The sequence below is a fragment of the Rummeliibacillus sp. POC4 genome, from assembly GCF_003576525.1.
GTDB lineage: Bacteria > Bacillota > Bacilli > Bacillales_A > Planococcaceae > Rummeliibacillus.
The window spans coordinates 1-2,615 of record NZ_QWUA01000129.1 but is presented as its reverse complement, the minus strand read 5'-3'; the positions used below and the strand labels follow the sequence as shown (position 1 = coordinate 2,615).

At 28.4% G+C, this 2,615-nt stretch carries 4 protein-coding genes; all 4 read left to right on the top strand.

The features are described 5' to 3' along the window. Nucleotides 1–44: 44 nt before the first annotated feature. Nucleotides 45–1,181: an SH3 domain-containing protein gene (locus D1606_RS18180; protein ID WP_119417421.1), complete on the top strand. Its 1,137-nt coding sequence runs from the start codon at nucleotides 45–47 to the stop codon at nucleotides 1,179–1,181. 124 nt (nucleotides 1,182–1,305) lie between these two features. Continuing rightward, nucleotides 1,306–1,614, top strand: coding sequence for a GmrSD restriction endonuclease domain-containing protein (locus D1606_RS18175; protein WP_119417420.1), 309 nt, complete (start codon nucleotides 1,306–1,308; stop codon nucleotides 1,612–1,614). Nucleotides 1,615–1,633: 19 nt separating this feature from the next. Then, nucleotides 1,634–2,017 (top strand): hypothetical protein, encoded by a 384-nt coding sequence (locus D1606_RS18170; protein ID WP_119417419.1) that lies wholly within the window; start codon nucleotides 1,634–1,636, stop codon nucleotides 2,015–2,017. A 23-nt stretch (nucleotides 2,018–2,040) separates the two neighbouring features. Continuing rightward, a partial coding sequence (locus D1606_RS18165) for an AAA family ATPase (RefSeq protein WP_119417418.1) occupies nucleotides 2,041–2,615 on the top strand: 575 nt, incomplete at its 3' end.

Below are 2,615 nucleotides of genomic sequence, written 5' to 3'. Positions count from 1 at the left end.
AAAATATCATAATATATTTATAATAAGAAAGCGAGGAAAAAAATATGAAAGATTATAAGTCACCGCTAGATAACTTGAATAAGCAACAGGCGTTATTAAGAGTTAGTTTAAAATCACCATTAGATAACTTTCATAGGCAACAATATGCTTTTCATAAAAGTCTTAATTCACCACTAGCTGATTTTTACAGAAAGCAAGAATTTCTTAAAGATATTTTAAAATCGCCATTAGATGATTTTCATAAGCAACAAGCATCTTTAAAAGCCATGCTTTCACCAATAGATAATTTATACAAGCAGCAGGAATCTATTTGTGCTAATATCAATAATTCATCATTAACTGGCTTTAGAAAACAGCAACAAGCGTTGCGTGATATTTTTAGACCAAGTTTACTTAATTGGGGTAAGCAACAAGTTTTTATCCAACAAAGTTTAAAATCACCATTAGATAATATCCGCAAGCAACAAAATGAGTTACTTAAAATTCTAGGGAAAAATTCTACTAACTTTTTTTATGAGTTAAGTAAAACGGATACAACTGAATTTTTTGAAACAATAGAAGTACTTGATGATTCTATAAAAGCCAAAGCTAGTAACAATAATCTAAAAATCCCTGTTGCTTCTCCAAATACTGTTACTGAATTAACCGAAGAGCAAGTTCGTAAAATAGTTGACGAAGCAATTCAAGAAGCTGAACTTGCGAAAGAAAAAGAAGAAGGCTATCTAAAAACATTTATGAAAAAGATGATTGAAGGAATGGGAGGAGCAATAGGAGAGGAAATTGGACAATTGATTTTTGCTACTATACTACTTCCAATTTTACATTTCCTTTGGGCATACATTCAAGATAACTTTCATCTATCGATAATAGAATCCCTTCAAGATGTTATTGATAATAGTCATATGGTTATAGGTTATATTAGTGCGAAAAAGTATATTCAAAAAAATGGTCTATTTGATTATAAATACCTCAACGAAATAGCAATCATACAAAAAAATGCAGTTTTAAGAATTACTGATTCCCGAAAAAGCAAAATTATCACTTCTGCTAAAGCCAATACAGTGGTTAATATCATGGAAAAGAAAGGTAATTGGTTAAAAGTGCAAATACCTATGGAAGATGAATACTACGAAGGTTGGATAGAAGAATCGAAAGTTAAAAAATTCAAAAAAGTAAGTTAATGCAAACAATTCACATACTTTTAGATTGAAATTTATTCTACTCAATTATCGAGTCCTTTTATGAAATATGGTAAAATTTATCAATTTATTACTAAAGTAACAATTATAGGCACTTAACAAAAAAATGTTGATAGATAGTATTATCAAAAGTTATCCGTTACCACTTTTTCTATTTTCTAAAAACGTTGCTACGAATAAATATAAAGGGTTAGAAATATTAGAAGGTGTGCAAAGGTTAACAGTAATCTTTGATTTTATAGAAAATAGGATACTATGGAATAAGGAAAAGTTTGATTTATCTGTCTTTCCTGCAGCTAACGAGAATTTAAATAAAGTCTTTGAAATTGACCCTGAAATAGAATTACATAAAAATTTAGATGCTAGGACCTCAAGTGAATTCTTAAATTATCAATTAGCAAAGTACAACATTTGAATCACTTAATGAGGAAGAAATGATAGATGTATTTGGAAGAATAAATTCACAAGGAAGACAATTAAGTCTTCAAGAAAAGAGACAAGCAGGTGTAATTAACGAGTTCAGTGAGATTGTAAGAGAAACTGCTGAAATGATAAGAGTAGATGCATCTAGAGATATATTAGCTTTATATGATATGCCTGAAATTAGTTTAGATGATACACGAATAAATTCAGGATACAAAATAACTATTGAGGATATGTTTTGGTATCAGTCAGGAGTATTAGGAAGAAGTAATATAAGAAACAGTGAAGATGAAGAGATAATAGCAGATTTGTTATGCTCTATTATTATAGTTAGACCTTTTGAAGATAGTAGAGAAAATTTAGATTTGTTATACGATGAAACTTCTAAACTTTAAAATTAGTAGGTGGAGGTATTAATTTGAAAAGAGAAATGTATTACCCTTATATTTCACGGGTTTGTATTGAAAACTTCAGGAATTTTCAATCGTTAGATGTACAATTAACTGGCAAGCAGATAATTATTGGAGAAAATAACGCTGGTAAATCTAATTTAATTAGGGCAATTCAATTAATATTAGATCCAAGCTTATCTGAACAAGAAAGATACTTAAAAGAAACTGACTTTTTTGATGGTATACCCAAACCATTTGAAAATGGAATTGAAATCAAAATTGTTATTGAAATTAAAGGTTTTGAGCATAATAAGCAATTAAATGCATTATTATGTGATGCCTTAGTTTCTAAAAATCCTATAGTTGCGAGACTTACATATAAATTTAAAAAAATTGATCCAGTAACAAATGAATATGGATTTGTTATTTATCAAGGTGAAGATGAAACCATAAAATTTGGCTTTAGAGAAAGGAAAATTCTAAATTTTATGGTTATTGATGCTATAAGAGATGTTGAATCAGACTTAAAGAGCGAAAAAAAATCTCCTATAAAAAAATTAATAAATAACTTAGAAATCTCAGAAGAAAAATTAGAAGAAAT

Bases quoted from the DNA above. Each gene is read 5' to 3' on its own strand.
- D1606_RS18180 (WP_119417421.1), top strand. From the start codon at position 45: ATGAAAGATTATAAGTCACCGCTAGATAACTTGAATAAGCAACAGGCG.
- D1606_RS18175 (WP_119417420.1), top strand. From the start codon at position 1,306: ATGTTGATAGATAGTATTATCAAAAGTTATCCGTTACCACTTTTTCTA.
- D1606_RS18170 (WP_119417419.1), top strand. From the start codon at position 1,634: ATGATAGATGTATTTGGAAGAATAAATTCACAAGGAAGACAATTAAGT.